Source organism: Ruegeria sp. HKCCSP346 (assembly GCF_017872595.1).
GTDB lineage: Bacteria > Pseudomonadota > Alphaproteobacteria > Rhodobacterales > Rhodobacteraceae > Ruegeria.
Window position 1 is genome coordinate 370,327 of the sequence record NZ_JAEDOT010000002.1, and the last position, 23,827, is coordinate 394,153.

28 protein-coding genes and 1 pseudogene are annotated in these 23,827 nt (G+C 52.7%); 12 read left to right on the top strand and 17 right to left on the bottom strand.

Annotation, left to right across the window (positions count from 1 at the left end):
- Nucleotide 1 precedes the first annotated feature (1 nt).
- The 4 genes from I9185_RS10295 to I9185_RS10310 form a co-directional block, all read right to left on the bottom strand.
- Entirely contained in the window at nt 2-736 is a 735-nt protein-coding gene (locus tag I9185_RS10295; RefSeq protein WP_348539733.1) for a TetR/AcrR family transcriptional regulator, read from the bottom strand.
- Between the two features lie 264 nt (nt 737-1,000).
- The gene (locus tag I9185_RS10300) at nt 1,001-1,537 is read right to left on the bottom strand and encodes a hypothetical protein (protein WP_209834438.1); all 537 of its coding nucleotides are present in this window, start codon (nt 1,535-1,537) and stop codon (nt 1,001-1,003) included.
- The gene (locus I9185_RS10305; RefSeq protein ID WP_210092992.1) at nt 1,521-2,291 is read right to left on the bottom strand and encodes a hypothetical protein; all 771 of its coding nucleotides are present in this window, start codon (nt 2,289-2,291) and stop codon (nt 1,521-1,523) included. The genes I9185_RS10300 and I9185_RS10305 overlap by 17 nt, the downstream gene beginning before the upstream one ends.
- Before the next feature lie 72 nt (nt 2,292-2,363).
- On the bottom strand, nt 2,364-2,879 hold the full coding sequence (locus I9185_RS10310) for a DUF805 domain-containing protein (RefSeq protein WP_171638331.1): 516 nt from the start codon (nt 2,877-2,879) through the stop codon (nt 2,364-2,366).
- Nucleotides 2,880-3,447: 568 nt separating this feature from the next.
- On the opposite strand from I9185_RS10310, the gene I9185_RS10315 reads away from it, so the two are divergent.
- The 8 genes from I9185_RS10315 (at nt 3,448) to I9185_RS10350 (ending at nt 8,805) form a co-directional block, all read left to right on the top strand.
- Nucleotides 3,448-3,747, top strand: coding sequence for a hypothetical protein (locus tag I9185_RS10315; protein ID WP_171638330.1), 300 nt, complete (start codon nt 3,448-3,450; stop codon nt 3,745-3,747).
- 22 nt (nt 3,748-3,769) lie between these two features.
- Complete coding sequence (locus I9185_RS10320) at nt 3,770-4,075, top strand: hypothetical protein (RefSeq protein WP_210092993.1); 306 nt, start codon at nt 3,770-3,772, stop codon at nt 4,073-4,075.
- Nucleotides 4,048-4,410, top strand: a complete 363-nt coding sequence (locus tag I9185_RS10325; protein ID WP_171638327.1) for a hypothetical protein — start codon at nt 4,048-4,050, stop codon at nt 4,408-4,410. The genes I9185_RS10320 and I9185_RS10325 overlap by 28 nt, the downstream gene beginning before the upstream one ends.
- A gap of 55 nt (nt 4,411-4,465) precedes the next feature.
- Entirely contained in the window at nt 4,466-5,080 is a 615-nt protein-coding gene (locus I9185_RS10330) for a hypothetical protein (RefSeq protein ID WP_171723858.1), read from the top strand.
- A gap of 348 nt (nt 5,081-5,428) precedes the next feature.
- The gene (locus tag I9185_RS10335) at nt 5,429-5,656 is read left to right on the top strand and encodes a hypothetical protein (protein WP_210092994.1); all 228 of its coding nucleotides are present in this window, start codon (nt 5,429-5,431) and stop codon (nt 5,654-5,656) included.
- Between the two features lie 120 nt (nt 5,657-5,776).
- Entirely contained in the window at nt 5,777-6,421 is a 645-nt protein-coding gene (locus I9185_RS10340; RefSeq protein ID WP_210092995.1) for a hypothetical protein, read from the top strand.
- A gap of 19 nt (nt 6,422-6,440) precedes the next feature.
- Nucleotides 6,441-7,874 (top strand): hypothetical protein, encoded by a 1,434-nt coding sequence (locus I9185_RS10345; RefSeq protein ID WP_210092996.1) that lies wholly within the window; start codon nt 6,441-6,443, stop codon nt 7,872-7,874.
- The gene (locus I9185_RS10350) at nt 7,864-8,805 is read left to right on the top strand and encodes a metallophosphoesterase (RefSeq protein WP_210092997.1); all 942 of its coding nucleotides are present in this window, start codon (nt 7,864-7,866) and stop codon (nt 8,803-8,805) included. The genes I9185_RS10345 and I9185_RS10350 overlap by 11 nt, the downstream gene beginning before the upstream one ends.
- Here I9185_RS10350 and I9185_RS10355 read toward each other — a convergent pair whose 3' ends face one another.
- Entirely contained in the window at nt 8,806-9,564 is a 759-nt protein-coding gene (locus tag I9185_RS10355) for a hypothetical protein (protein WP_170428316.1), read from the bottom strand. It abuts the gene before it with no gap.
- Nucleotides 9,565-9,746: 182 nt separating this feature from the next.
- Here I9185_RS10355 and I9185_RS10360 point away from each other — a divergent pair, with 182 nt between their 5' ends.
- The gene (locus I9185_RS10360) at nt 9,747-10,676 is read left to right on the top strand and encodes an SdiA-regulated domain-containing protein (protein WP_210092998.1); all 930 of its coding nucleotides are present in this window, start codon (nt 9,747-9,749) and stop codon (nt 10,674-10,676) included.
- A gap of 88 nt (nt 10,677-10,764) precedes the next feature.
- On the opposite strand, the gene I9185_RS10365 is transcribed toward I9185_RS10360, so the two are convergent.
- Entirely contained in the window at nt 10,765-13,137 is a 2,373-nt protein-coding gene (locus tag I9185_RS10365) for an autotransporter domain-containing protein (protein WP_348539734.1), read from the bottom strand.
- 374 nt (nt 13,138-13,511) lie between these two features.
- Here I9185_RS10365 and I9185_RS10370 point away from each other — a divergent pair.
- Nucleotides 13,512-13,622 (top strand): annotated as a pseudogene (locus I9185_RS10370) (IS5/IS1182 family transposase); the annotation flags it as partial.
- A gap of 838 nt (nt 13,623-14,460) precedes the next feature.
- Here the strand turns inward: I9185_RS10370 and I9185_RS10375 are convergent.
- The 3 genes from I9185_RS10375 to I9185_RS10385 are packed head-to-tail and all read right to left on the bottom strand — an operon-like array spanning nt 14,461 to nt 16,423.
- Nucleotides 14,461-14,763, bottom strand: coding sequence for a hypothetical protein (locus I9185_RS10375; RefSeq protein WP_209835555.1), 303 nt, complete (start codon nt 14,761-14,763; stop codon nt 14,461-14,463).
- A 60-nt stretch (nt 14,764-14,823) separates the two neighbouring features.
- Nucleotides 14,824-15,594 carry a nuclear transport factor 2 family protein gene (locus I9185_RS10380; RefSeq protein WP_209835556.1) on the bottom strand — a complete coding sequence of 257 codons (771 nt, stop codon included), beginning with the start codon at nt 15,592-15,594 and terminating at the stop codon, nt 14,824-14,826.
- A gap of 34 nt (nt 15,595-15,628) precedes the next feature.
- Nucleotides 15,629-16,423, bottom strand: coding sequence for a VOC family protein (locus I9185_RS10385; RefSeq protein WP_171636996.1), 795 nt, complete (start codon nt 16,421-16,423; stop codon nt 15,629-15,631).
- A 104-nt stretch (nt 16,424-16,527) separates the two neighbouring features.
- On the opposite strand from I9185_RS10385, the gene I9185_RS10390 reads away from it, so the two are divergent.
- Nucleotides 16,528-17,409, top strand: coding sequence for a LysR family transcriptional regulator (locus I9185_RS10390; RefSeq protein ID WP_171636998.1), 882 nt, complete (start codon nt 16,528-16,530; stop codon nt 17,407-17,409).
- 63 nt (nt 17,410-17,472) lie between these two features.
- On the opposite strand, the gene I9185_RS10395 is transcribed toward I9185_RS10390, so the two are convergent.
- From I9185_RS10395 to I9185_RS10420, 6 genes are read right to left on the bottom strand one after another with little or no spacing between them, the layout of a single operon-like run.
- The gene (locus tag I9185_RS10395; protein ID WP_210092999.1) at nt 17,473-18,006 is read right to left on the bottom strand and encodes a peroxiredoxin-like family protein; all 534 of its coding nucleotides are present in this window, start codon (nt 18,004-18,006) and stop codon (nt 17,473-17,475) included.
- A complete protein-coding gene (locus I9185_RS10400) occupies nt 18,003-18,878 on the bottom strand; it encodes a radical SAM protein (RefSeq protein ID WP_209835558.1) in 876 nt (291 codons plus the stop codon). Before I9185_RS10400 ends, I9185_RS10395 begins: the two co-directional genes overlap by 4 nt.
- A 56-nt stretch (nt 18,879-18,934) precedes the next feature.
- Nucleotides 18,935-19,723 (bottom strand): nuclear transport factor 2 family protein, encoded by a 789-nt coding sequence (locus I9185_RS10405; protein ID WP_171637003.1) that lies wholly within the window; start codon nt 19,721-19,723, stop codon nt 18,935-18,937.
- Nucleotides 19,724-19,744: 21 nt separating this feature from the next.
- On the bottom strand, nt 19,745-20,122 hold the full coding sequence (locus I9185_RS10410; protein ID WP_171637005.1) for a DoxX family protein: 378 nt from the start codon (nt 20,120-20,122) through the stop codon (nt 19,745-19,747).
- A gap of 53 nt (nt 20,123-20,175) precedes the next feature.
- Nucleotides 20,176-20,667, bottom strand: coding sequence for a hypothetical protein (locus tag I9185_RS10415; RefSeq protein WP_209835559.1), 492 nt, complete (start codon nt 20,665-20,667; stop codon nt 20,176-20,178).
- Between the two features lie 3 nt (nt 20,668-20,670).
- Complete coding sequence (locus tag I9185_RS10420) at nt 20,671-20,970, bottom strand: DUF2218 domain-containing protein (protein ID WP_171637009.1); 300 nt, start codon at nt 20,968-20,970, stop codon at nt 20,671-20,673.
- Nucleotides 20,971-21,060: 90 nt separating this feature from the next.
- Here I9185_RS10420 and I9185_RS10425 point away from each other — a divergent pair, with 90 nt between their 5' ends.
- Complete coding sequence (locus tag I9185_RS10425; RefSeq protein ID WP_171637011.1) at nt 21,061-21,939, top strand: LysR family transcriptional regulator; 879 nt, start codon at nt 21,061-21,063, stop codon at nt 21,937-21,939.
- 652 nt (nt 21,940-22,591) lie between these two features.
- Here the strand turns inward: I9185_RS10425 and I9185_RS10430 are convergent.
- On the bottom strand, nt 22,592-23,110 hold the full coding sequence (locus I9185_RS10430; RefSeq protein ID WP_210093000.1) for a YbhB/YbcL family Raf kinase inhibitor-like protein: 519 nt from the start codon (nt 23,108-23,110) through the stop codon (nt 22,592-22,594).
- 103 nt (nt 23,111-23,213) lie between these two features.
- Nucleotides 23,214-23,762, bottom strand: a complete 549-nt coding sequence (locus I9185_RS10435; RefSeq protein WP_171637015.1) for a kinase inhibitor — start codon at nt 23,760-23,762, stop codon at nt 23,214-23,216.
- Between the last annotated feature and the right edge of the window lie 65 nt (nt 23,763-23,827).

Below are 23,827 nucleotides of genomic sequence, written 5' to 3' on the forward strand. Positions count from 1 at the left end.
CTTATGGCGAAATCACCAACCGGGCTTGTTTCAGGGTTTGCGATATCTGCTCATCGGGAACGCCCGCCTTGCGCAAGGCTAGCGTGCCAATTGCAAGGGAGGCATAGGCGCGCGCCTTGTCGAGAGCCACACCCGGATCTGAAGGCTCAAGCGCTCTCGCAATAATCTCGTCAATACTCTCCAAATGCTGTCGCCCGAGAGCCGCCACTTCATCATCATGAGGAGCAAGCTCCGTAAGGCAATTGATCAGCATGCAGCCGTCACGACCACCTTGTGGGTTCGCCAAAGCTTCCATTATCGCACCAACGGGGTCATTTCCGCTCGCATCTGCAACGTCACGCAGATTTTTCAAACCACGCCTTGAATAGTGCCTGAGAGCTTTGTGAAATAAAGTCTGCTTGTTGACGAACGTTCCATAGAAGCTGGACCGGCTCAAACCCATGGCCTTGGTCAAATCGTCCACGGACGCGGTCTCGTAGCCCTTGTGCCAAAATACGCACAAGGCTTTTTCCAAAGCCTCAGCTTCGTCAAAGGCACGAGGTCTGCCTGGACCTGCGGATGATTTGATGTCGCCATTGGGTAGAGTTTTTTTGCTCATGCGCATGATTTGGAATGATTGATCCAGAAAATCAAGGTGGCGGTAGGAAATTTTTGGAATGGTCAGTCCGTATTGTGACCAGAGAAAGGAATTTAGGTCGGTAGAAATACAGAACCTTCCCATCCCGCTTGGTGTCACGCTAATCTTGGGATCAGGACTGTTTGTCTTTTTGCGGGAGTGTCAGACGAAGAGGATCGTGATCGTCGAAAAGAGAGCCCACGCTCGGTACTAGTTTCCAACACTGGACAGAGTGACTGGTGGCTTTGTCCAATGCGTTGATGTTGATCACTCACAAACCAGAGATTGGTTCGGTAGATCCATGGCCAATGACCTCATTGCGTGCCACAGAGAACTCATCGAATAAACAGGCCGTCAGGCTTATCTGCGGTGCCCAAATGCAGCTTACTCCCAATCGCCAGCAGATGAGCGCCAAGTGTCGGCTTCGCCATCCCAAACACTAGCGCTGACGCATGGCGTTGGGTTTATTCCGTCGCAATTGGATCCATGAATATCCGCTACGACAACGCGTCGACGCCCAAAATCAACGACCGTCCAGCCTTGGTTGAGCAAGGAGTGCACCTCTTCGCTAACCCAAAAGTGCGACATGCATCCGCCAGTTCCGCAGTAAAGAGATGCGGCGCTCGAACACGCAAAACCAGACTCATTCAAAACCCAGTCGCGTTGTAGATCTCCGTTGAGATCGACCCTTTCGACCGCGCCCCAATCTAAGCCAAACTGACCGTTGTTGAACTCCGCGCAGGCTCGTGCCGCCAGATCAACCTTTGCTCGCAAACCGGTTGGAAGTTGCGAAACGTCAGCCGCGACAACTGGTGAGGTCCAAACCAGGCCCGAACCAAGCAGGATCGCAGATACCAAACGTTTCAAGTAGTTTGCCAATTGGGAAGCCGGTTGGAAGGTGGCTTCAGTTGCATTGATCATACCTGTAGTCCCCGTATTCCAGCCAGTTTGACGAGCCTTCGCTAAAAATCAGAAACTCGGACATGTCTTCCCCAAGCAGGGCGACGACAAATCCGGCCGGCGGCTCATAGTTTCCGAAGTAACTATAGGCCGTCATGGCTCTGATCGACGCGCCGTTGACCGTTACTCGCGCGTCCCATTCTCCGTCCGGGTTGTCCAAAATTACCGGTTCGATGACACGCTCTACCGCTCCGCCACCACAATAGACGATGCCTTCTGGGGGTTCGTAGGAGGCCCGTTGGCTAGCTCCTGAATCGCAGGCGGAACGAAGGGACCGAATTGCCGCGCTGGAACCTTTCAAGTCAAAGATTCCGTAGCTGACATCTTGATCAATCATGGACAGGTTAACGGATGCATTGGCCGCGAGCTGGTCCAGTACAAAACCATAATCCTGCTGACTATTGAAACTGACCTCGACAGGATAATTGTCGACGATCTGCAAAGCCGCGTTTTCTGCGCCAACCTGAAATGCCCCAACTTCGGTGGTGCCATTCTTTAAAAACCGAATGGAAAGCCCTTGCTTCTGTACAATGTCCTGGCTGTCCTCATATCCAGCCGGAGCAAAGCGGATACGGTCACACTGAAGCTCCAGCGTCATGTTTCCGGTCTGAATAAATGCATTGGGATTAGGCCCGGAGTTGAACGACCACTCCGCTGATGCTGTGGTCGCCATAGCCATCAGTAGCATTCCAATGGAAATCGTTTTGAACCTCATTTTCTCTCTCCAGGGGTGTGGTTCGTACTGTCATTCAGCCAAAGTTTCCGGTCCGTTACCCGGGCAACAAGGTTAGGAAACAGGTGCGCCGTATTCGTTTGCGCCTTCTTGGGAAGGTCGCGTCAGCCACCAGATCATCAGGATGGACAGAATGAATTGAAGAATTGAGACAACAACAATACCGGTCACGCCCAGGACTGCCGCGGGTCCTCGTAATGCATCGGGGTTTTCCGTCCCTTGCTCCAATACCGAGAAGAACGCCACGCCGCCCAGCATAACAAAAAGCGTTGTAATGCTGAGCGCCATCGGCAGCAGCAAATACCAGCCAGGTCGTCCTGTATCATGCAGCCTCCGCCAACCGGCGGCCAGCATGGGTATGAGAACAGCCAGTTGGAAAACAGAGGACAGAACCCGAGATCCCTGCCCTGTTTCGGGGTTGGTCCCGAATATGATCGTATCCAGCACAGCTAAAGCAGCGCTCGCGAGAACCACGAACAAGAAGAACCACCAGTATTCTGAGCGTAAAGCCCGACCGGAGAACTGAAAGTATTTCGAGAAACACGTTTTAACGGCTTCGCTAAATCCCATATTTCACTCCATTCTTAACTTCTGTGCGGCCTTAAACGCTGCGCCGCTTAGGAGAGCGAACTCGCCCCTACGGATGCTCCCTCTTACCTTTGTTTGAAAGCAGAAGCCTATCGCACGAGAGCGTAATGAATTTTACGCGCGGAAAAAATATTGATTTTTTAGAAAATAGATTCAAACATGCGAATTCGACACAGCTTTCATTTTACCTCCGTTGTTGTCGCTGTCGCCCGAATTGTCGGGCCCTTCCGACTGCTGGTGTGAGTGCTGGCGGTCGGAAGGCATTTTACACGGATCAGTCGTTGGGAGGGCGCGATGCTTAGACTTAACGTACTCGCCCTCTTTCCAGAGTTTGCTCTAGCATTTGCTAGTGACGTCATTCGGCCATCCCACGTTGTTGGAGGTCTTGGCAGTCAACGTAATAGTGATCTGCCCGCCAAGCCCCCCCGCAGCAAGTTTTGGAAAAGGTCGTCACAGGATCGAGGTATGTTCTGTCGGCTGCCCAAACGCGAGATCCTCAAACAAGCGTATCCAACTTCGTTAATTTCAACAGACTCAGAGGGAGAAGAAAATGACCAACAAGATAGTGATGATTGCGGGCGCAACTTGTTTCACACTGCTTGCGGCCTGTGAGGACACGGGTACATCCAGTGCGCCCGCCGAACTCACACCCGCTCAGCAGGCGTGTTTGCGAGATGTGGCCAAAACAACGAACAATTCGCAAGTCGTGGTGCTCTCATCCGCATTCAGCGAAGCTGGAACACAGGTCACCGTCGGCGTTGGAGAGGATCGGGCTCCGTGGAATTGTATTGCCTACAGTGATGGCGCGACGGCTGGTATCGAGTTCCTGGGCGACGAAGGCGCATTGTGAGCAGTCTGATGCGTGGCCAATAATGGCTGCGCAGCACTGGCTTGATCTGCTGAGGCTCGACTTGGTTTGTAGAACCACCATCATCGTATTCTCGACCCTGTACCTGTTGGCGTTGATTGCATTCTTGACCGGCACATTTGGCTGGTTGGGACAGGAACGAGATCCCTTGTCCGGGGTGTTCCTTTTGCCGTTGGGATTGCCTTGGATAATTCTAGTGGATTTGGTCTCAGAGTCAGCCAAACCGTGGTTTGCGGCGATTGTACCGGTGCTCAACCTGTTAGCGCTGGTCTTGATTTGCAGATGGGTACGCAGTTTGCGCCAGAAGTGAAGGCGGAGCTCTGTCTCACCCAAAAGGAGGAAAACATGGGAAAAGTAATCTTGGGAATTGTGATCGGGCTCGTCCTCGGCGTGGTTGGAGCGATGACCTTGGGTGGCGGGGCCGCAATGGGGGTCGGCGTTGCGACAGGCTTGTCCGCCGGTGTTTGCACCACATTGAAAGGAGCACAAGCCGAGAACCTGATCACCGCCGAGCAAGCGGATCAAATCCTCAATCGCGTAAATTCCGAGATGGCATCTCTGCAAGGAATTGAAACGACAGATGAGATCGTCGGCAGCGCACAGGCATGCGATGAATTTCTGTCAAAGTTACGAGAAGCAAAGTGAGGTTCCGCTTTGTACGGAACAAAACTTCAAGGACAAGCCAACAGGGAACCATCTGATGAAACTCGTTTTACTCAAACTCCTCACACCCATGTTCGCAATCGCGAGCACAGCTGCTTTTGCAATGTCAGAAGCCGACGACGCGTGTATCGACCATTTGCGGCTGGTTGGTGGACCAGACGGTCAATCCGGAACGATTGAAAGCTCTCAGTTCTCGGAAGCTGGTACGCTCGTTATGCTGCGTGATGCAGGTGGAACACTTTGGCGCTGCATCGCTTACAAGGATGGAAGCATCGGCGAGATGTCGGTTGTCGAAGCGATGGATGATGGCGGTGGAGCAATGGCAGGCGCCGCCGGTTCTACCGGTAGCCAACGTGTCAAATTCGATGCTGATTCCACCGGCGCCGAACTAGTTGGTGAACTCGCGCCCGGAGCGTCGCAGCAATATGTTCTCGGTGCAAAGAACGAACAGTTTCTTTACGTCCGAGTTGCGCCGCGAAATGGCTCCTTGGACTATGTTATTCGTAACCCTGATGGATCTGAATTGTTAGGATTGATGTCGGCGGACAAAGAGTATCGAGGACAGCTTTGGCAATCCGGTGATCATGTTGTGGAGGTTATCAATCGCAGCAACTCTTCTGTCGACTACAACGTCATTTTCGGAATTGAATAGGTGGTCAATCAGAAACCCTGGAGCGCAAGTCCAAACAAGCGAGGGAAAAACAGATGAAACCCAAGGTCCTATTGGTGATCGGCACGGCGTGTATTACTGCGCTTGCAGCATGCGACGACAGTGTTGGATCAGTGGATGCAAGTGCACCAACTGTGGGCAGCTCTAGCGATCTTTCGTCATTTGAAGGGGCAAGAGCGGGCCAAGCTGAAATGGGCATCCAAAGTCTCGGATTTGAACTCATCCGCAGCGAAGGGCTGACCTCGTACTGGTTTAACAGAGATACTGGTGCATGTGCTCGGATCACGACATCTGAGGGAAGGTACTCAGATGTAACTATGCTGCCATCAGGTGACTGCTGACACATATTTCATCAATCAAACATCTGCAAAAGGGAGCTTCAGTTTGCATTTCGACTTGGCACATGCGGCGGTTACCATCGTCGCTCTAATTGTAACAAACCTGGCCTTGAAATTGGCCGGCGTGATAAACGAAGAAAACAAAGACCAATTGAACTGGAAAGTATTTCTGGCCTACTTCGTGGTCGTCTTTATCATCAATCTGGTGTGGCCAATCTAAAGCTTCAGTTCGGAAAGTCTATCGCGCACTTGATACGGCTGCTGAGAATGAGCCGCTCCAATAGATTTCCAAGTGGGAAGAGTTTGAGCATATAGCGCTTAAGAATAGAAAGGAACTGGCATGCGGTTTTTGACGTCCCTCATATTCATCGGTGTTCTGGCAACTGCGGCGAATTCTGACGTCACCAGTCGGAACGGTGGCCCAAGCAACAGCCAGATGCTCTCAAAGGGCAGCGACGGAGGCGTCGATGGCGTCGCTTTCTTTCGCCCAGTCCTAAGCGGAGTTTTGTATCGCTCTGGCTTCAAGGGCGGCGACAAGGGTCGAACGGGCTTGAGCAACGCTCAGCGCGAAACACTGTGCGATGAAGGGTTTTCGGCCGGGTTTTATGCGGACTTCGGCAAGAACACCGAATACGGCCGCACCAGTTGCGGAAACGGATCCTTTGACTATCAGAACGCCAGATCGTCCCGACCCGGCAATGTCATGGCCGCCATACACGAGGTGATTGAGGACCCTGGAAAGGGTCCTGTCCTGGTGCACTGCATGTGGGGCGTTCATTCCTCTGGTGCATTGTCGGCAATGGCGCTTGTTCAGTTTTGCGGATGGACGGAAGAAAGGGCCAAGGAATATTGGAATGATGCCCGAAACGGGGCCCCATGTTCAGGCGGGTGTGACCAGTGGATTGACTCGAAGTTCTCTAACTTCAGTGTCGACCCCAGTTTGAAGATCTCCGGCGAACAACAGGCCGCGATTTGCCCCAAATGACATCGGGAGGACTATCCAAATGAGGTTCAATCTTCTGGGGTCACTGGCTTTCATTGCGCCCACTGCCTTGTGGGCGAGCGACGATGTTCGCGGAGAAGCCACGACATTTGATAGTCCCAATGGTGTTACGGAACACTGCATTCGGATCGAAAAAGTCCCAACGGGCGAGTACAAGAACAGCGATCTTGAGGAAGAAACTGCCTATTGCGAAATCGATTTCTATGCGCCCGAAATCGCCATTTGCCCAAAAACCTGGAGCACCAGCCCAGGAATGGCCGTCTACGATATTTCGGAAGGACCCTACACGGGGAACCGTTCTGAATTCGAGAGAAACGCTTGCAAAGAGGGAAAGGCGGCGAAAGATCTGGCCAAGGACAGGGTCGCTAAATTCAAGTCCACCATGAACCAAAAGGGCACCAGTGGAACGTTTTCCACTTCGTCGCTGCTTTACTATCATTTCTCCAGATATTTCGACGCGACTGTCAAAGTTCCAGTCGCCGTTTGGCGTAGCATGGACGCCCAGGCGCATTTCTCCGAGGTTGCAGAGCCTGGCCTTGCGATTTCTGGCGGCTCTCGCGGCGGGCGCATGAACCATGAAGGCTGGCGGGTCTTTGCAGCTGCGGACGCCGACCCGAACTCATACCAACCGACCGATGATCTGTTCACCGCAGACCGAACGCAAATATACGGTGTCCTGCTTGATAGCCCTGGGCATCGATACGGTTCGGAAATCAACGGCACGCGCAAATCTGGATGGGGAAAAGGTCAAAACCGCGATTTTCAGGAAACGCCTGCTTTTTTGGCTTTGCGGTCTTCAAAACCAATCTCAGAGGCCATTGCAGAGGGCGTTAGTGAAGGCCGAAAAGACAGGATGATCAACAAGGATCTCGGCCCCGATGTCAGCGACCAACAGATGGCATTTTGGATGCAAGAACTTACCGAGATTGTTCTACTCGACTTCATCTTCAGCCAGCAGGACCGTGTAGGAAACATAGACTTCACACCCTATTGGTATTGGGTCGAAGACGGAAAGTTGAAGCATAAGAAAGCCAAGCACCATCAGCCGAACGATGGAGATATTCCCGCCGAGGCATTATTGATCCGTCGCAGCAATCTAAACGACAACGATGCTGGTGGGCGTGTCGAGTATGCCAACTTCGCGCAATCTACTCAAATGCTGGAGAAAATTCGCCACTTCTCTCCAAGCACGTATCGGCGCTTGGTTGCTTTGAATAGTGATCTTCAATCTCAAGGTCTCGTCTACGGCTGGTTGTCGCGGAGCCTTGGGTTGTCAGATAGGCAGATTGCCCAAGTTGTGAAAAACACCGAGCTGGCAACGTCCATTCTCTGGGACAATTGTTCTAATGGTGATTTGATGTTCGACTTGGATCCTGTCGCATTCTTTTTGAACAATAATACCGAGGCGGAGGGCCTGGACTGCAATGATCCGTAAGCGTTCGATCACTGTCGCGGCGTTCGTTTGGACGGTCGTGCTCGCCTGCAAAGCGGCCGCTTTGGATGTGATCGTCATATCGGATCTGAACGGCAGCTATGGCTCGGTCAGATACGATGCGCGCATCGAAAAGGCGATCAAGCGGATAGTCGAGATTGATCCCGATTTGGTTATTTCGACTGGAGATATGGTTGCGGGACAGCGCATCCCCAACTTATCCGACAAACAGGTCAGGGAGATGTGGGAGGCGTTTCACGAGGCCGTATCAGACCCTTTAGAGGCTGCCGGCATTCCATTTGCGGTCACGCCAGGAAACCATGATGCCTCTGCGTACCGTGGGTTCGAGCGTGAACGAAAAATATACGCAGAGGAATGGGCGCCGAGAAAACCAGGCGTCGACTTCCTGATTTCAGATGACTACCCGTTCTTCTACGCATTCAAGATGCAAGGCATTACGTTTGCGTCTCTGGATGCAACGACCTTAGGGCCGCTATCCGGTGATCAACAGGACCGACTTGTGGAACTGGGTGCAAATGGGAATCCGGTTGTCACTTTCAGTCACCTCCCACTTTGGCCCTTCGCGATCCAGCGCGAACGCGAAATCATCGGTGACCCAACACTTGAAAAAATTTACCTAGAAAGCGGTGTCGTTCTGCATCTGTCAGGCCACCATCATGCCTTCTACCCAGGCTGGAAAGACGGTGTGGCTTATGTTTCCCAAGCTTGTTTAGGAGGTGGCCCGCGACGGCTTATTGGTGACAATGCCAAATCACCTCACAGCTTCACTCATGTTACGTTCCAACCAAACGGAGAGTTTGGGATAGCAGTATATCGAGGGCCTGATTTCGAAAGGTCAGTAAACTTCAAGTCGCTCCCGAAAGAGATCAGATCCCCGAATGCGGTGTTGAAACGCTTAGACCTTGTGAAATGATTAGAGGTTGAGTTTCAGCTCAACTTTTTCAGGGACCAGATCGTTAATCATCTCTTCGATCCGAGCTTCCGACAATCCACCCGAAGTGATGAAAAGCAACGAAACGCGAGATTTTCCGGGTACGTGGTGTTTTCGGACCAACTTCCAGCCAGCGTCTGCGGCCATGGCTTCAATGTCCCCGCTGACTTTCAATGAGTGCTCTTCGTTTGAAGCCTTGAGCGAAATTTCCACGCCCTTGTTTCGCCCACCGAGCCAAATGAAACACCAACATACAACCGCCACCAGTGTGGCCATCAAGGGTAAGCCCAGCCCTACCGCCAGCCCAAGCACGGTGACTATAATCATTTCCACCGTGTCGACCGGGTCATCCATATTTGATCGGAACCTTAACAGAGCTCCTATTCCAAAAATCACGAACCCGATCATCGATCCGTGCTGTACGACCAGAAACCCAACCGCCATGCCGACAAGCGCATAAAGGAAGAACAGTCGCGGCATGACGATATCGCTGACACTTCTACGGGCTTTACGTCTCACCGGATGATAGACAATCAAGCCAGCCAGAATGATCGTTACGATAACATCGAGAGTAAAGAAATACAGTTCCTGTTTGCCACGAAACTGCGTCCACCGGCGTTCGATAACGATTTCCGACCCCGAAGCCCCGGCCAGCATCGTCGCAGGGTCGACTTGTGACACCGCAGCACCTGGCAACAGCAGCATCAACAACACGGTCACAAATGTGAGGGTCGTATTCAACTTGTCTTCCTTCCTGCTCACGCCAAAGGCTTACGCTTCACCAAAGGCACATCGTGCCCTATTCAATTCAATCGCAACAGGCGGGATCAGGTAAAGAGATTACCGTGCATTCTTCGGACATCGCGTCCGGACTGTGATACGAACGCTGATACAAGGATATGGTCCAAGCGCGAGAAAATCCAATGTCAGAACACAAGCTGCTTCGGTCGAAACTTGGGTTTTCACGGTGCTTACCCAAGCTTGGAGAACTCGCTTCTTTTGCAAGCGCTACTGTTGCATTTCTGGCATGGATCGAGCTCGCCCACGCCGAGAGTCCCGGTTTGACTCTCATCGACTCCTTCAAGGTGGCGGATAAATCGGAAGGCTTCTCGGAGCCTTCCGGATTGTCTCTGTCCAACGCGGAAGGCTTCTTATGGTCAGTAAGCGACGCTGAACCTAAACTGCACCTACTTGGAATCGATGGGGCATTAGGAAACTCATTCAAGCTGCCTTCATTGGCGGGATCAGATCTGGAGGGCGTCGCATCACGAAAAGATGGGTCTGTTTTAGTACTTCAGGAAACTGATCGATCAATTCTAGTCGTTCACCCGACTGACCCCATTCAACTAACTACAATCCCTCTAACATCTCTCAAAGGCTACTCGGACGCCGCTGAATTGCTCGTCGGTAACCCTTTGAACAAGGGACCTGAGGGCATCGCCGTCGACCCGGAATCCGGGCGGGTCTTCATTGGCATTGAGGGACAACCAAGGTTGTTAATGGTCGTATCACCAGAGCTAGATGAAATTATTGAGATGATTCCTTTAGCCCTCGATGCAGGTTTTATCTCCGAGCGTGTAGATAATGATGAACTGGATTTGAGCGGCCTGGCATGGTCCCCGTCTTCACGTTCTCTTTGGATTCTAAGTGACAAAGGCCGTCAAATTTTTGTCTATAATCCAGAGTCCAAGTCCATAAAATCCATCAGTTTGACGTTCACAGAAGATGGCAAACAAAAGGAAGTTAAACATCCCGAAGGTATCGCTCTCGATGAGACCAAAGGGCTTCTCTACATCCTGACAGACGACGCCAAGAAATCGCGGCTTTATGTTTTTAATATCCCCAAATTTTAGCCGCTAGAGAATGACGCTCACATTGCCACGATAGCTTCCGCAAGTTGTTGCAGCTAGCTTACCACTCCTCTTCGTTGGTCCGCCCTAATCAAAACCGAACACTTAAGTTTGCACCGAGGCCATGCTCTTGGCCATTGGAGCGAACTGAATAGCCATATCCTGCCGTTAGTCTGGCCAGATCAGATATCTGATACCCTAGCCCCAGACCAAGCACGAAGCCATTTGCCCCTCGGTTTTGTCCGACTTGTGTGAAAGTGCCAAATATCGGGCTCGTTACAGTGATATCGTGCTCACTATCCTTGTTGGCAAAGAAGTCATACTCATAACGAGCAAAGGCAATTGGGGTTAGCACACCATTCTCTGTCAAGAAGTCCCGTTGGTAGTCAACTCCAATGGACGCGACCAGAGACTCTGCATCCGCTTTTTCAATTGAGTAGTTGAAGTCACCACCGCCAGTCTCTGTGCCTGAACCTTGTTGAATACGCCCGTAGTTCAATCCAAAAACCGTAGAAACCCTTGCACCGCTGTCCAGGTTAAACAACTTCCGTGCCTGGATACCGGCGTGGATTCCCTCTTGGTCCAAATCCGATTTAGCCTCGCCTCCCGTAAAGCCATCAACAGAAGGGTTGTTTCGCTTGGCGTCGGTTTCACCGAACATGTAACCGATCAGTCCGGAGAACTCCCAAGTTCCGGTTGTTGTTCGCCCATAGACGCCCACGTGATAGTTGTCGGTCGAAAAGTCTTGATCGACTTGATCGTGCTCATCCATGGAGGACGTTCCGAAACCTGCGTACACGCCGAACACACCTCTATTGGTACTTGCGACATCCGCTCCAACCAAAATGGTGCCCAGCGAATAGTCGAATGTGCCAAGGCCGTTACTTCCATCAACGTCCCCGCTCACATAGGCCGTGTCGATCCACCAGCGCCGATCAGAGCAGTCGATTGCGCCACTAGGGCTGCGGTCCGTGTCGATGCCACCTGATGCAACGGGTCTGTTTTGATTGTTGAAACCAACTGCTTGATATTTGCGGCAGTCAGCATGGCTCAGAACAGTGTTTGTTATCAGGTCTAGTTGCTCAAGCCCAATAGTCAGGTTTGAGGAATAGGGTTCTGCATGCACGCGATTAAACCCAGCCAGACCTGAATTGGTGAGCGTATTGACAGCGGCACCAATTGTTGAACCGCTACTGAGCCCCGTCCCCGGTGATGTGTTTGTGGTATTAGCAACCGCTCCAGCGAGGTTGCTGGCGTTTGGCGAACTGGTAACCGCCGGGTTCTGCGGTAAGCTTGAGACCGGTTGTGCGGTGAATGCAATGTCGACCTGACCATCTGCGGTGGGCGTATTGGCTATCGTCAGATTAGACAAAGCCGGCAGAGATCCACCTGCAACAAGTGTTGGCGAATCTCCATCAATACTCGAGGCTTGAAGGACCGTGTAATTGTTGCCGGCCGCATAGTCTTGCGCAGTCAGACCGGGACGAGCGGCTTCGACTTGGATTGTGGCGCTGTCAATCCCTGTCACCCGCCCGCTGGATGACACCAAGTCAGCTTTCTGCCCGGCAGTTGGATCGACTTCACTTAAGAGCCTTGACCCAGTTTCAAAGGCGATTCCGCCACTGTTATTAAGTGTACCAATTGAAAAGCCCGGCGAAAGCACCCCCCCGTTCTTAACTGTGAAGTTGAATGCGTTCACGGTTCCCGTGCCGGCCAACGTGCCAAAATTCTCAAAGTTTACGGTGTTTAAACTACTTGCTGCATCAAGCCGAACAGTCGTGCCTGCCGCTATCGCCAGGTCACTGGTTGAAGAAATTGAACTATTCGTCAGTGTGAAATCAGAAGCCTCAGCAACCCGAGTCTGAATATAGTAGGCCCCAAAAACTACTTCGGTCGCTCCCATAACGGTAAGGTTGTCATAGGTTAGCGGGCGGTCAGACTGGAAGTAGACTTCAGTGGGGTCGATATTCGCGCCGTTGAAGGGAGCGAACGTCATTGATCTGCCGGAACCAATCGAAGTTCCAATGAGGTTCACTCTGAGCTTTCCATTGATGTTTGTTGCCAACGCTTCCCGAGATACGAAGTCTCCGCTGCCTGCGGCGACATCAACATTCAGAAGAGTTAAAACTGAAGCATTGCTTGAAACGGTATTTTGGCCAGGAACATACAACTCAATTTCACCTGAGGACGTGATCGAGGAGTTTCCAATTGTAAGTCCTGTAATGGGTCCGTTTGGGATCGGGAGACACGTGCGTTCCGTCGTTGAGATTGTTTGATTAACGCGAATGCTTTCAGATCCAGAAGAGTACTCAATTCGAGGAGCACCTAATTCCACGCAGGCCTGTGAGCTTTGGGCTTGCACTTTGGTTGGCGACATCAAATAAGCCAAGATTAAGAATGCGATATTCGCCAGAGTGATGCGCTGAGCAATTCGACTTAGTGGGAACGGCCTATTATTTATCACCAACTTTCTCCTCTCGCGGTACAAGCGAAGCTACCTCAACTTAGGACTAGAAAAACAAAGTTTATCTTTTTGGATTTTTTGTTGTGGCATATGAGCAAGCTCACAACACGGGAAGGTCTGCGCAACGCAGACCTGCTCGTGCACTTACTGCGAGACAAGACAAGCCGGGTTTTACATTCCGACCATACCCACCTATGCGCAGAAGCAATCGCAAAAGGTCAAGCCTTGAAACGATTTTGCCGAGCTTGTTGGGCGCTGAACAGCGCCATTGAGTGTAGGCATGGATCATTGGATTTCGGAGTCGATAGCTAGGGTCAGGACCCATTGATTTTCAGCGAGCGGCATGATTCACGGCTGAAAACCGAGCGGTGAACATGTCTGATCTTTTCTGGTTGACCGACGCGCAGATGGCGCGTCTTGAGCCCTTCTTTCCCAAGTCTCACGGTAAGCCGCGTGTCGATGACCGGCGTGTGTTGAGCGGGATAACAACCCAGATCATTGACAGTGTGCAGGTAAGCACTTCTAGTGTTTATACTGGAGTGGGTGAAGTTGAAGAGTTTTAATTGTCGATGGTGTTGCGTCACCACGCTGTCGTCCAGCGCAAGAGACAACCTCGGCAAGCAAGTAGTCCCAAAACCTATCAACCCTCACAACACGCCCTGAAATTCGCTGAGGTTCCAAGTGGGTTTTCCGATTGGCTAGCGATTGTTAGCTCCGGCTACTATTGATCGCCTCTCTCGGCATCAATTCTGGTGAGATTTCTGGGTGCACTTTCAATCTCGCACCAGCAAAGAACAAGGCGCCGGTGACCTAAATTCCGGCGCCTTTTTTCCTGCAAAACCGAAGAGTTACGAATTGTGGGCGCTAATGACCTTGTGTATGGGCGCTAAAATCGTCGAAATGGGTTCGTATTGCCTTGCGGTTCATCAAATGTAGCGCTCCATTTGACATTACCTATCCACACACGAAAAACCTTTTTAGATCAACACACTCTTATCACAGAGGCACGGCATGTTGACCAAAAATTTCGTAATGATTTACTTACATTTAGTGGAGCGACCGATTGCCTCGCCGCCTCCCTTGAATTGAAAATCCTCACTCGGTTGCCCTAGGTTCTGCTAGAGACAGAACCGACAATCTGAATAGAAGCGCCCTATCAACGAACAGGCAAGCCGCCATTCGCTAAAGAGTTCCTGAAAGTCAGCAGTGCGAACCTTGCAGTCATTGGTATTCGAGACATCAAGGCCTGCTCGTTTCTGAATGAGCCGTTGAAACAGTAAAGCACCCGTGGCCACCACGGGTGCTTCATTCTCATTTGTCTTGTTATCGCGCCAGTTCGTAGCGTGTCATCGACATCGTGGATGCGTCGATCATGCTCATGAACTTTTCCGCAGCTGGTGCAGATGCGAAGCTATCCATGGATGCCTGGGCCGCTTCTGCGCTTTCCCAATTGACCACGACCGCCCATTTACCATCTGCAAAGGCAGCTTGGCGCGAAATGAAGCCGGGCTGCTTGCTGACATGCTCATCTTCGATGGCTTTGTCGATGGGGTCGAAGGCGTCTGCTGAAACACCCTCAGCCAAATTCATCGTGACGATCTCGATGACGCCGTTGTCCTGTGCCATTGCGGTTCCTCCTAAAGCTAAGAACAATGTGATCAGAAGTGCTTTCATAACGGCCACCGATCAGAACTTGCTGTTGTCATGGGCCATTTCGGACGGGATGTCCGCTATCACGTCCCAATGTTCAACGATCTTGCCGTCTTCGACACGGAACAGGTCATAGAACGCTGTTGGCTTGTCGGCAAACGTACCCTCGGACGCTGTGAAGACGAAGTCCCCCTCGGCCACCACTAAATGCACATCTGTGTAGATCATTTGGATACCTTGCTCGGCCATTCCGGCAAGTGCTGCGCCCAGACCGTCCAGACCGTCAGCAATGTTGCTGTTGTGCTGAATGTAGGTCTCGGTGGACAGGAAATCGGTGATCCGGTCGACCTCGCCATTCTTCAGAATGGTTTTGACAAAATCGGTGACCAATGCCTTGTTCTCGGCCGTCTTGTCCAGATCGGTGATTTTGGTCGGCCCATCGGTTTGCGTGTGGCCCGAGGGGTTCGGAGGCGTGACCGGTGTCAGATTGTCCCAATGCTCGGCAACCTTGCCATCTTCAACACGGAACACATCAAAGCCGACCAGAGTTTCCGCACCAAAGGCTTGGGCGTTGTTATAGGTGGTATGCAGAACAACCATGTCGCCTTCGGAAATCACGCGATGGATGTCGACCTCGATCCCGCTGTCTTTCAAGCCGGGAATGAAGCCGAGGATCGGGGCCGCACCTGTGGGGACGCCTGGGTTATGCTGAATATAATCCGGTGCAAGCAGCTGTTCAGCGGCTGTCGGATCGAAGTTGATGAAGATGGCGGAAACGGCCTCCAGTACAAGTTCTTTAGGTGTCATTGGTATACTCCTTATTTGGTTTGGCTGACGGGTTTCACGCAGCGCGGGCTTGCGCCGTGGTGATCTTGAATTCAGTGCCCCATGGATCGATCAAACGACCGGGGGACAGGCTCTCGGATGCGGCCAATAGCTCGACACTCGCAAGACCAGTTGATCCTTCTGACCGTTGGCCTGCCCCTTGGGATTGCCACGCGTTCGCGGCAAGGTGGTGGTGGTAACCTCCCGCTCCGAACCAACGGGCCGAGGGAAGCTGGAATGTTTCCACCATGCCAAGGTCTTGGGTAACGAACCGCGCGGCTTCGCGCACATCACCAACGCGCAGATGGACATGTCCGATGACCGTGTCTTGCGGCGCGCCTTGCCATGGCGTGGCTTCTTTAGTGAGAGATTTCAGATCAAGCGGGCGCGTGGTCATGTGCACGGTGTCGCCCTGCCGCTTCCATGCCTCGCGGGGCAGGTCACGATAGATTTCTATCCCGTTGCCTTCCGGGTCACTCAAATAGAGGGCCTCACTGACGCCATGGTGTGATGCACCATCAAGCTGAACACCGCGCTCTGCCGCGTAGATCAACCAAGAGCCCAGATCCTGTTTCGTCGGCAGCAAAAATGCCGTGTGAAACAGTCCTGCATCTCTTGGAAACGGCTTCGCCTTCCGGTCCTGGCGCAGTTCGATCAACGTTCCGGCATCTGAGCCCAAACGGGCGCTTTCTCCGTTGCGTTCGATCAGCTGGAGGCCAATCACCTCTTCATAAAAGGCAGCAGTCTTATCCAGATTGCGCACCGTAAGGGCGACTTGGCCAATTGAGATGGGGGCGTCTGAGGTTGCCATAATCTTGTCTCCTGCGTTTCAGCTTGAGAAGAACTTAGCGATGGCCTTTAATCCACAAAATGGCGATAAGAGAGAATATATATCGCTAATTTGGAGATAATCCCATGGACCGCATTGAAGGAATGAAGAGCTTCGTCGCCGTGGTGGAATCCGGCTCCTTTGCCGCAGCCGGGCACCGTCTGGGAATATCAAACAAGCTGGTCAGCAAACGGGTCGCTCAGCTCGAGAACCAACTTGGCATGAGCCTGTTGCATCGCACGACCCGATCAATGTCCCTGACCCACGAGGGCGAGCGGTATCTTGAAGGCGCCCGGCGCGTTTTGACCGAACTGGAGCAGTTGGAAGATGAGTTTGACCCATCGGAAGGTCTGAAGGGCATTATCCGCGTGGCCGCGCCAATTACCTATGGGGACACCGCCGTTGCGCGGGCGGCATCCAGATTTGTGGAGCAGCACCCGAACGTAACAATCGAACTGGACTTGTCTGATCATTACGTTGACCTTGCCAAAGGCGGTTTTGACGTTGCAATCAGGATCGGCGCACTCAGCGATTCCAGCCTGATCGTTCGCAAACTTGGTGAAACACATATGAAGGTGGTCGCGGCCCCTTCCTACCTCCAGAAACACGGGGCACCCTCACATCCAGTCGAGCTTTCCGATCACATCTGCATCCGTGACGCCAACAACCCCGATCCAAACCGCTGGCCGTTCCGCATCGAGGGACAAACCGTGCAAGTTCCGGTATCCGGTCCGTTCCTCGCCAACAGCCCTCCTGCTTGTCTCGTGCCAACGCGTGCGGGGCGTGGGATATTCATCTGCCCCGATGTGTTTTTAAGAGATGATCTAAAAACCGGGAAGCTCGTAGAGTTATTCTCTGATTTCCACTCTCGGACTCTGCCGATCCAAAGCGTACAGTTACCGTCGGCATTTCGAAAACCGCGCGTGAAGGCGTTTGTCGAATTTATGAAGCGGGAAATCAGAGCATAGTTGTTTGCAAGCTGTAAATCCACTTACCAGAGTTAACGGGCTTAATCAGAGCGATATTGAAATCTACTCCAACATCCCTCTGATTGGATAATTGTTATCCGGGTTCCGAATGAACTCCAACCCGCCGACAAGTGTTTCCAGATGCGGGCGCACGAACGGGCCGTTGGAGATATCAGTCACTTGCAGCGTGCCATCACCATTGATGATGAAAAGCCCGGGTTCTGCGAATGGTCGCGGGCTTTCGGCATCAGAGCGGGGTTCAGAGATATAGAGACCGAGTGACTTCATCTGTGCGATGGACAGGTCATAGCCAATTGTCAAATTGATCCCAAGCTTGGCGATATGGGGTTCTGCGCGGTCTAGGCTGTCGGCAGAAACCGCAGCGAGGTCAATGCCGATCCCATTCAGGCGCGGAACAAGCGGTTCCAGTTCCTGCAAATAACGGCTGCAATAGGGGCAGTGTTTCCCGCGATAGACGACAATCATTTGCCAATCAAATCCCTCGGATGGTTTGCCGAGCGTGAGGTCCCCTCCGCCCAAGCGGGCAATCTTGCTTACGGGAAATGGTGCGCCAGCGGCGAGTTTGAATGCGGTCATAATGTTTCCTTGAGGTCTTGGTCACTGACGTGATGAACGATTTCGTTGAAGCGAAGTTGCAGGCCATTGTTGGCCAGCGCTTCGCGGATCATGGGTTCCAGCGTGTCGCGATATTCGAAATTCTGCGATTTGGCATAGACGGCCTGTATGTCGGCGGGTTGATCCTTGAGGAATTCGCGCAAACGTGGCCGCACATAGGATGGCAAGTTCAGGTATTCGACTTTTACCTCTGTCGCGCCCGTTGCGCGGATACCTGCGAAGAGTTCGTCAATCAACTCGGGGCGTAAATACATATGCGGCAGGAATGGACCCACGAAAACATAGGATTTCACGCCCGCATCTGTCAGTTTGCGCAGTGTTTCAAGTCGTGCGTGGGTCAATGGGGCCATCGCATCCAGCTGTCTGCTCAGCTTGTCATCCGAGGTTGTAATGCTGAGGCCGACCTCTGCGTATTTGATCCGTTTCAGCGCCTCCAGGTCATCCAGAACCGTAGGCGATTTGGTCAGGATGCTGACACGCCCCTGATAGTCATGTTCCGCAAAGACCTTCAGAATACCGCGTGTCAGACGATATTTGCGTTCCACCCCTTGATAGGGATCGGTCACCGTACTGATCGCGATGCGTGGATGCGGGTCTTTCTTGAGCAGCCTGTGGATTTGCTTTTCCATCAACTCGACAGCGTTGGTTTTCACGTAAACGTAGTTGCCCCAGTTGCCGTTACTCTCGCCCACGAAACGCCCCATGAAACTGGCAAAGCAGTACATGCAGGTGAACTGGCAGCCCGTGTAAGGATTGATCACGTAATCCGCGCTCGGCACCTTGGTACTGCCGATGATGGATTTGGCCGCGGTTTCATGAATTTGAAGCGCCATGTCTCGACTCCTACTCTGGGACGACGCGCAGCCCCCTTTCCGGGGCCGCGCCTTGTTTAGAACTTGCCGGAGTTGTTCCAGGTTTCTTTCGGCCCAATCTTTTCCTGAACATCCCAGTGCTCGACGATCTTGCCGCCCTTTAAGCGGAACAGATCAAAGAATGCCCAATCATCGCCGCCTTGTTTCACATGGCTGTAGATCACCACGAAGTTGCCCTGACCCAGCAAGTGATGAACTTTAACGTATTGCGCGGCCTGACCGCTCGCCATCACCTCTTTCAGGTGTTTGCCGAAACCTTCTAATCCGTCACCGACTTCCGGATTGTGTTGGTCGTACTGCTCCGTAGAGATATAATCCGTGACCAGATCGGCACGCCCGCCCATCAAAACGTTGTCGACAAAGCCCTGCACCACCGCCTTGTTGGCGTCAGTCTGGTCGAGGTCTTCGATCTTGGTCGGGCCATCGACCATGGTGCGACCAGAAACGGTGGGCCATTTGTATTCGGCGATGACGTCCCAATGCTCGACGATCTTGCCGTCTTCATCAGTGTCAAAGATGTCGGCTGTGACCCACTGCGCTTCACCGTTACCTAAGTTCTGATAGACGTGGCAGAAGACAAAATTACCGTCTTCAATTGTGCGCAAAACCTGAATGTCGCGGATCGGATTGCGTGCTAGAAATGGCGTGAAGAACTCAATGAACCCTTCCTTCCCATCGCGCACGCCGGTGGAGTGCTGGGTGTAGCGATCGCCGGTGTATTTATCCAAAGCTTCGACCATGTTGCCGTCGCGAATACCTTCCAGATATAGGCCTTTTGCGTTCGAGACGCGGATGCTGTCTGTCATGTTCTTTCTCCAAAGATGGAATTAGATGAGCCCCAGGAACCCGAGCAATTCTGCCCGCCCTGACCAGGCGACGATGGCGGATAAGGTGCCCGTGATCATCGCGGGAACACCCTCTTTCCAAGTGTCCCAAATCAGGTGACAGCCGATCGCTCCGACAGATGTTCCTAGCAGCGCCAATGCACCCAAGGTGCCGATCCACGATCCCTGGAACCAAATGGCAATCGCGCCAAACAACTCAACCACGCCAGTCAAAGCCATGATCTGGCGGTTCAGACCATATTTGATGAACATTGCCAGCTGGGTCTCAAAGATCATCTTTTGCCAACCGAAGATCTTGATTGAACTAGCGAACAGGAAGAATGCAGATAAGAGGCCAGTAAAGATGGTGATTAGGGTCATGTGGGAGTTCCGTTTTGAGGGTGCTGGCCCCGTACTGGAGCCAGAAATTTGCATTATTGAAGGTTGATAACCACCTTGTTGCCCGGCGTGAAATCGGCGCCTTCGCCAAAGGCGACAACAAGGCGGCCAGTTGTTGTGACGGTAACGGTTGCGCCTTCAGCAATCGCTGCTGTGGAAGCGTCAGCGTCGATGCTAGCTGAGGCAGGGCCTGCACCGGTGAAGGTGTAGTAGTAGCGATCAAAGCGATCGGCTGGCATAGGGTTGTTGGCCGGCTTGGCGGTATCACTGACGGTCATGGTCAGTGTGGACATATCCTCTGCCACGTCGATCTCATAGAAATTGACGAAATTTGGGATTTCGACACCTGCGCTCACCGTCGCGGCCTGATTGGCGTAGACATCGGCGCTGAATGCGATGGTCGAAATCTCGTTCCCACCGGTCATTTGCGGGTCTTGGAAAGTGTTCGCGACGGTAAACATGGTTTCGGCAGAAGCGGCACCAGCCGTCAGGGCCACCGCGGCGGCCAGAATTGACTTATGAAACATGGGTTAGTCCTTTGTTTGATGCGCGGCGCGGTGCCACGTTAAGATTGCGTTCTCACGAAAGGCGATGCGTTCGATCCATCCACCAAAAACCTCTTCCATCCGGTCGATATGATCCGGGGAGGATTGGAGGCGCGCCGCAATACCGTCTTCGCTCGCGGTAAGATCACAGGTTCCGATTGGTAGCGTCACATGTGCCTCGCCCGATTTGGCTTGAACGGGCACTCGTTTTGAAAAATGCGTACAAAGCTGTTTGAGATACTCAGCGCCATGCTTCGTTCCGAATTGGCTGGTGGATATGATCATCAGTCGTCCTTTCGTGAGAACAAACTAGCCATTTCCACGTCTTTCAATAATATGTCTGTTAGTGAAATCATTATTCAGTCGGGATGAAAGATGATTGATGACCTGCGCGCGATGGCAATCTTCGCGACCGTTGCGGAAACTGGCAGCTTTTCAGCGGCAGGGCGGCAGTTGCGGTTGGCGACATCCGGGATCAGCCAGCATGTGACCAATCTTGAGGATCGGCTGGGCGTCACGTTGTTCTATCGGTCCACACGTTCGCTCTCGCTCACGAACGAGGGCAAACGTTTGTTAGAGCATACCCAACGGATGATGACTGCCGCAGAAGACGGGCTGAACAGTATCGTCGACATCAGCAATGAACCAGCTGGTGCGCTGATCATTACTCTACCGGCATTCATGGCGGGCAGCACCTATGAGCAGGCGATCTGGAGCTTCACTCGGCAGCATCAGGCTGTCGCAGTCACGATCAAGTACCTCGACCGCAATTTCGACCTTGTGGCTGAAGGGATAGATCTTGCCCTGCGAATGGGAGAATTGCCGGATTCGGCGCTTCGCTCTCGTCGCTTGGGCAGCTTTGGTCGAAAACTCGTTTGCGCACCATCGTATCTGAATACCCTTCCGCCCGTGGTTACGCCGGATGACCTCAAGAACGCCGACTTTGTCGCCATGGAGGGGCTGGCAGATCAAGTTGCCTTACTGAAAGACGGGGAGGAGCAAGTGCTGCACACAGGTCGAGGCCGTGTCCTAGTGGACAATTTCGCGGCATTGCGATCCGCCCTCTGCGCCGGATTGGGCATTCAACGGCTACCGGCCATTGTCGCTGACACAGACCTGAAGTCCGGCGCACTAGCCGAGATACTACCCGATTGGAAGATCCCCGATCTAGGCACCTACGGTGTCTGGCCCGACACTAGCCGTCGCAGCTCTCTCACACGACTGTTGATAGATTACATAATCGCCAAAACCTGAGCATGTGATGGATGCTATAGTAGCCTGAAATCACATTAGCCACTAATGGTACACTGCGCAGCATCTGGTAAAATGGCTCATCCGAGCCATTTGCCGCGCGGTGAACGAACGGCTGCACTTGCCAATTGGGTCAATGGCTCTGCCCCGAAAAGCAATCTATGTGGCCATAGGGATCAAAGTGCTGTCCATAGGGGTCAAACTATGTGGCCACTTACAAAAAAGGTGTGGAGTGACAGATGGTTTGACCCATGGGCAGTCGCTAACCCATTGTTTTTTCGTCACCCGAAATCAGAATGAAGCATCCGATTGACCTTTTTTGACAGTTAGACTGTCGTTGAGATGCGGAATCTACCGAAACCAGCCGGTCACGGATGGATCGCCCAGGGGTCTAGCCCTTTGCCATAGAGGCAGAACTATCGACAGCGGCGCTTGAAGCAATAGTTAACACGGGTGCGTATTTCTCAGCCCGATTAGTGACATGCGTTCGGCTTATGAATCTCAATGGCATGTTTGATTAGATTGCGCATGGGGACAATTTTGAGAAATTGCATCAAACTGTAGCTTTAGACCTGACCATCATCCGCCAATGCTTCCTTTTTCTAGTTTGTCTCCAGCAGCCAATCACATACGACTGCTGGAACATAACGCTGCTTTATCGAGTATAAACCGCAGTCAGCTTCGCTGTCGCAATCGTATGAACGTGCGTCATAAACCCAACCAAAGCCGGAGTGGCGCCTTCATCAAGGTCAAGCGCTTCGATATTCAATGCGTGTACACGAAATTCGTAACGGTGAACCACGCCTGGCGGCGGACATGCTCCACCAAAGTTCTTTTCACCGAAGTCGTTGCGCGCCTGAATAGTTCCTGCTGGCATACCGGTCACTGTGCCAACGCCAGTGTCCAAAGAAGACACGTCATCAGGAATGTTGAACGCAACCCAGTGCCACCAGCCGGAACCTGTCGGTGCATCGGGATCGAAGCAGGTGAGAACAAAGCTCTTTGTGCCCTCCGGCGCCCCCGCCCAAGTCAACTGAGGTGAAAGGTTGTCGCCATTGCCACCAAAGACGTTCAGCTCGTGCTTTTTGCCAAGGCTCTCACCTTCGGCGATGTCGGTGCTGGTCAGCACGAAGGATGCGGTATTGTCGGGGATATCTTGTTCTGGTTCGGCCATGGAATTGATCCTGTTATTAATCCATCCGCTATCAGCAACGTGAAGCGGAGATGGGAAATGAGCCAGCCGCTCGGAGATCCGGGCGACTGGTGCCGTGAGTGGGTTAGCGTGTGTAGACAGCTGTGATATCTGCAGAACCCAAAGAGTTCGCGCCGGTCATGAAACCCACCAGAGCAGCGCTGGCATTCTCGTCGAGGCCAAGGTTTTCAACGCCCAGAGCGTGAACGGTGAACTCATAGCGGTGTACTTCGCCCGGAGGAGGACATGCGCCGCCAAAGCCGGTGGCTCCAAAGTCAGTACGGCTCTGGACTGCGCCGTCAGGCATGTTGCCACCTTCAGAACCTGCGCCCTGCGCCAACGAGTTCACATCCGCAGGGATGTCAAAGGCAACCCAATGCCACCAGCCGGAGCCAGTCGGCGCGTCTGGGTCGTATGCAGTGACGACAAAGCTCTTGGTGCCTTCGGGAGCGTTGCTCCATTCTAGTGCGGGCGAGATGCTGTCGCCTTCACAGCCAAAGGCGTTCAAGACGAATGTGTTGTCGAGCTGTTGCCCTTCGGCGATGTCAGGGCTGGACAGGGTGAAAGCTTCGTCTGCAAAAGCCGGGGTAACGAGGGAAGCAACCAGTGCAACAGTTGTGATCAGGTGTTTCATTTTCGATCTCCATCAGAAGTATTTCGGATGATCGTTATGTGCCACTCTGGCCGCGCCTTTTATCT

Coding starts and splice junctions, on each gene's coding strand:
- I9185_RS10405 (WP_171637003.1), bottom strand. CDS start 19,723: ATGACAGACAGCATCCGCGTCTCGAACGCAAAAGGCCTATATCTGGAA.
- I9185_RS10345 (WP_210092996.1), top strand. CDS start 6,441: ATGAGGTTCAATCTTCTGGGGTCACTGGCTTTCATTGCGCCCACTGCC.
- I9185_RS10425 (WP_171637011.1), top strand. CDS start 21,061: ATGATTGATGACCTGCGCGCGATGGCAATCTTCGCGACCGTTGCGGAA.
- I9185_RS10375 (WP_209835555.1), bottom strand. CDS start 14,763: ATGGCACAGGACAACGGCGTCATCGAGATCGTCACGATGAATTTGGCT.
- I9185_RS10315 (WP_171638330.1), top strand. CDS start 3,448: ATGACCAACAAGATAGTGATGATTGCGGGCGCAACTTGTTTCACACTG.
- I9185_RS10420 (WP_171637009.1), bottom strand. CDS start 20,970: ATGATCATATCCACCAGCCAATTCGGAACGAAGCATGGCGCTGAGTAT.
- I9185_RS10320 (WP_210092993.1), top strand. CDS start 3,770: ATGGCTGCGCAGCACTGGCTTGATCTGCTGAGGCTCGACTTGGTTTGT.
- I9185_RS10360 (WP_210092998.1), top strand. CDS start 9,747: ATGTCAGAACACAAGCTGCTTCGGTCGAAACTTGGGTTTTCACGGTGC.
- I9185_RS10400 (WP_209835558.1), bottom strand. CDS start 18,878: ATGGCGCTTCAAATTCATGAAACCGCGGCCAAATCCATCATCGGCAGT.
- I9185_RS10330 (WP_171723858.1), top strand. CDS start 4,466: ATGAAACTCGTTTTACTCAAACTCCTCACACCCATGTTCGCAATCGCG.
- I9185_RS10305 (WP_210092992.1), bottom strand. CDS start 2,291: ATGAGGTTCAAAACGATTTCCATTGGAATGCTACTGATGGCTATGGCG.
- I9185_RS10310 (WP_171638331.1), bottom strand. CDS start 2,879: ATGGGATTTAGCGAAGCCGTTAAAACGTGTTTCTCGAAATACTTTCAG.
- I9185_RS10340 (WP_210092995.1), top strand. CDS start 5,777: ATGCGGTTTTTGACGTCCCTCATATTCATCGGTGTTCTGGCAACTGCG.
- I9185_RS10325 (WP_171638327.1), top strand. CDS start 4,048: ATGGGTACGCAGTTTGCGCCAGAAGTGAAGGCGGAGCTCTGTCTCACC.
- I9185_RS10300 (WP_209834438.1), bottom strand. CDS start 1,537: ATGATCAATGCAACTGAAGCCACCTTCCAACCGGCTTCCCAATTGGCA.
- I9185_RS10435 (WP_171637015.1), bottom strand. CDS start 23,762: ATGAAACACCTGATCACAACTGTTGCACTGGTTGCTTCCCTCGTTACC.
- I9185_RS10380 (WP_209835556.1), bottom strand. CDS start 15,594: ATGACACCTAAAGAACTTGTACTGGAGGCCGTTTCCGCCATCTTCATC.
- I9185_RS10415 (WP_209835559.1), bottom strand. CDS start 20,667: ATGTTTCATAAGTCAATTCTGGCCGCCGCGGTGGCCCTGACGGCTGGT.
- I9185_RS10385 (WP_171636996.1), bottom strand. CDS start 16,423: ATGGCAACCTCAGACGCCCCCATCTCAATTGGCCAAGTCGCCCTTACG.
- I9185_RS10395 (WP_210092999.1), bottom strand. CDS start 18,006: ATGACCGCATTCAAACTCGCCGCTGGCGCACCATTTCCCGTAAGCAAG.
- I9185_RS10350 (WP_210092997.1), top strand. CDS start 7,864: ATGATCCGTAAGCGTTCGATCACTGTCGCGGCGTTCGTTTGGACGGTC.
- I9185_RS10390 (WP_171636998.1), top strand. CDS start 16,528: ATGGACCGCATTGAAGGAATGAAGAGCTTCGTCGCCGTGGTGGAATCC.
- I9185_RS10410 (WP_171637005.1), bottom strand. CDS start 20,122: ATGACCCTAATCACCATCTTTACTGGCCTCTTATCTGCATTCTTCCTG.
- I9185_RS10430 (WP_210093000.1), bottom strand. CDS start 23,110: ATGGCCGAACCAGAACAAGATATCCCCGACAATACCGCATCCTTCGTG.